2 protein-coding genes and 1 pseudogene are annotated in these 1,408 nt (G+C 58.4%); all 3 read right to left on the minus strand.

The features are described from left to right. Positions 1-848: GTP-binding protein (locus tag AC1DLB_RS29995; protein WP_477786283.1), on the minus strand; the 848-nt coding region annotated here is incomplete at its 3' end. A gap of 121 nt (positions 849-969) precedes the next feature. After that, positions 970-1,167 carry a YbdD/YjiX family protein gene (locus tag AC1DLB_RS30000; protein ID WP_007937254.1) on the minus strand — a complete coding sequence of 66 codons (198 nt, stop codon included), beginning with the start codon at positions 1,165-1,167 and terminating at the stop codon, positions 970-972. A gap of 15 nt (positions 1,168-1,182) precedes the next feature. After that, positions 1,183-1,408 (minus strand): annotated as a pseudogene (locus AC1DLB_RS30005) (carbon starvation protein A); the annotation flags it as partial.

A 1,408-nucleotide genomic window follows, 5' to 3' on the forward strand; every position in this document is an offset into this window, starting at 1 on the left:
CTGGAACACCATGCGCCCTGGAACACCATGCGCCGCGGCTCACCAAGAATGTTCAAAACGCCTTTGTAGCGCAGCAATTGCTTGCCATGGTCTTCCAGCAGTTCGTTCATGAACTCGCTGAGCTTGTCGATATCCAGCGGTTTGTCGGTACGCAGCACCAGGCTGGAAATGCGATCGATGGAGGGCGCCTTGCTCACCGGGCGCAAACTCACGCCACCACCGAGGTCGGCATTGAGGTTGAAGCCACGCACATCGAGCAATTCGGCCAGATCAATCTTACCGTGGTCGACCACACGAATCGGCGCGCGACGGTTGATCCGGGTCAGGCGTTCGCTGAGGGCAGTGAAGCTCGGCTCATCCACCAGATCGCGCTTGCTCACCAGCAAGCGGTCGGCAAAACCGATCTGCGCCTGGGCAATGGTCTGGGTCAGGTGCAGTTCGGCATGAGCCGCGTCCACCAGGGTGATGATGCCGTCGAGGATGTAGCGCTCGCGCAGCTCTTCATCGATAAAAAAGGTTTGTGCCACCGGGGCCGGGTCGGCCAGACCGGTGCATTCGATCACCAGGCGGTCAAAGGCGATTTCGCCACTGTCCAGGCGCTCCAGTAGCAGGTACAGCGCTTTGGTCAAATCGGTGTGGATGGTGCAGCAAACGCAGCCGTTGGACAGCGTCATCACTTGCACTGGCTCGTCGCCCAACAGTTGGGTGTCGATGCCGGCGTCACTGAACTCGTTTTCGATCACGGCGATTTTCAGGCCGTGCTCGGCTTTGAGCAGGTGGCGCAACAAGGTGGTTTTGCCAGCGCCGAGAAAGCCGCTGAGGATCGTGACAGGGATTGGCGCTAACAAAATAAGATCTCCCGGACGCAAAAAAACTGTAGGAGCCAGGTTTGCCGGCGAAAGCATCTTGAAGATCGCCTTCGCCGACAAGCCCTGCTCCTACAGTGGTGTGTTACCTAAACCGCGTACATCAACAGCACTTCGGTCCACCCTTGCCGCCGTAACGAGCCTCTTGGCGCTCCCGAAAGAACGCCTCGTAACTCATCACCGGTTTGTCCGGGTGTTTGGTTTGCATATGCTCGACGTAGTTGTCGTAGTCGGGCATGCCGACCATCAGGCGCGCGGCCTGACCGAGGTATTTACCGAGGCGACTCAGGTCATTGAACATGCTGCAATCCTCAGGTTACRCATCCGGCAGAGCCTGGAATGGCGATTCTTTATCCGTGCGCTCTTTGGTGCCCCAGGCGGCAATACCGACCTTGAGCGCATAGAACAGGATGCTGAACACCACGAACAGGAACAGCGCGGTCAGCGTTGCGTTGGTGTAGGCGTTGTAGATCACGTGCTGCATCTGCTCGATGCTCTTGGCCGGAGCGAGGATCTGACCGCTGGCCAGGGCATCACTGTAC

The sequence above is a fragment of the Pseudomonas sp. 05N434 genome, assembly GCF_056396965.1.

Excerpts from the sequence above, each read along its gene's own strand:
- AC1DLB_RS30000 (WP_007937254.1), bottom strand. The coding sequence starts at position 1,167 with ATGTTCAATGACCTGAGTCGCCTCGGTAAATACCTCGGTCAGGCCGCG.